The sequence below is a fragment of the Methylobacterium oryzisoli genome, assembly GCF_046557895.1.
Lineage (GTDB): Bacteria > Pseudomonadota > Alphaproteobacteria > Rhizobiales > Beijerinckiaceae > Methylobacterium > Methylobacterium oryzisoli.
This window is the reverse complement of record NZ_JBKIBX010000112.1, coordinates 1-1,543: the sequence shown is the minus strand read 5'-3', so window position 1 is coordinate 1,543 and position 1,543 is coordinate 1. Positions and strand designations below refer to the sequence as shown.

Here is a 1,543-nt window from a genome sequence, read left to right as displayed (position 1 = left end):
AGTTCGGCCACGCCGTACTCGATCGAGCCCATCGCCACGCTGTCGACGGTGTTGCCGGCGTTGCGCACGATTAACAATTCGCCGAGGCCGCGGCCAAAGACCAGTTCGGGCGGCACGCGGCTGTCGGAGCAGCCCACCAGCACCACGAAGGGTGTTTGCCCACGGGCGATCTCGATGCGCCGGTCGTGGTCGCTGGTCACGCGCCGGAGAGGCGCGTCGGCGACGAAGGCGCGGTTGCCGTCCTTGAGCCGCGCCAGCGCCTCCTCGGGCGAGAGGTTCGTGCGGGGTCCCGCGGCCCGGGCCGGGGCGGAGCCGAGCGCGGCGAAGCCCCCGAGCGCGGCGCAACACGCGCAGGCCAGGAAGCTGCGACGATCGAAGCGAGGCATGGATGTCTCTCTCGTCTTCGAGCGGCTTCGGGCCACTACGCGCGCAGAGGCCGCTCCCAATTCGAGCTGTTAAATGCTTTCATGCGCCGAAGCGGCGTTCATGTCAACACGAATGGTTGAATTACCTTACGAAATGACTTGGTTGGTTGGCGCTTCCATCCGCCGAAGTAGCATCCATGCCAGCGCAGAGTGTACCATACCCTACGGCATTAATTCCAGTTCGGTGAGTTGGAGTGACGAGATCGACGAGGAAGATCTCAAGTTCGCGATGTAGGGTTTTCTGGTCACGTTTGAGGACCAACAGCCCATCGCCGCCGCGGCCGATGTCGATCTCGGCCATGACGGGCGTCGTGGCGCTGGCATCGATGATCGCGCGCCCTTGAGGTCTGCTGCGCTCCAGAATGGCGCGAGCGGCTTCCGGTCGGTGCTGGCCTGACCGGAGCGGTTCAGGGTCTTCCCGTCAGGCGCGATCAGGTCGGGAGCGTCGGGGCGCGCGGACAGGGCTCATACCGTTTCGGGATGATCGAGGTGGGGTGGATTCCCGCTGAGGCGGCATGAGGCTGGCCTTTGCGGCTTCTCGCGAAGACGGACATGGCTCACATCGCCGACCATCCGAGCGTCGCGGAGGTCGGCTTTCGGGCGCGAGCGAGGGCGCCCGCGCGGCGCGGCACTGCCAAGCGATCTGGCGTATGGCCCAGGGGCGNCGGCATGAGGCTGGCCTTTGCGGCTTCTCGCGAAGACGGACATGGCTCACATCGCCGACCATCCGAGCGTCGCGGAGGTCGGCTTTCGGGCGCGAGCGAGGGCGCCCGCGCGGCGCGGCACTGCCAAGCGATCTGGCGTATGGCCCAGGGGCGGACGGTATCGGTGGTCGCCGCCGTCACACCGGCTTCGTCCGGCGGCTCGTCGACGAGCCGATCGTCCACCAGCACGTCGACCGGCTGGCCGCGATCCAAGACGGCATCGAGCAACGATGCCCCGGCCTCGAAGCCCGACCAGACGCCCTGCGAGCCAGCACGCTGTTTCGTTGCTGGCCCCCCGCAAGCCCGACCGAACCGATCGACCGGAAACGGCCTGAGACCTCAGGCCTCGTCGAAGAAGTCGACGCTGCCGTCGTCGAGGTCGTAGCGGGCGCCGACGATCTTCAGCTTGCCGGC

Annotated in this window: 2 protein-coding genes; both read right to left on the bottom strand. The window is 67.3% G+C overall.

The annotated features are described in order from the left end of the window. On the bottom strand, positions 1-386 hold a 386-nt coding region (locus ACKUB9_RS34260), incomplete at its 3' end, for a carbonic anhydrase (protein ID WP_407531171.1). A gap of 121 nt (positions 387-507) precedes the next feature. After that, complete coding sequence (locus ACKUB9_RS34255) at positions 508-726, bottom strand: hypothetical protein (RefSeq protein ID WP_407531173.1); 219 nt, start codon at positions 724-726, stop codon at positions 508-510. Positions 727-1,543: the final 817 nt, after the last annotated feature.

Excerpts from the sequence above, each read along its gene's own strand:
- ACKUB9_RS34255 (WP_407531173.1), bottom strand. The coding sequence starts at position 726 with ATGGCCGAGATCGACATCGGCCGCGGCGGCGATGGGCTGTTGGTCCTC.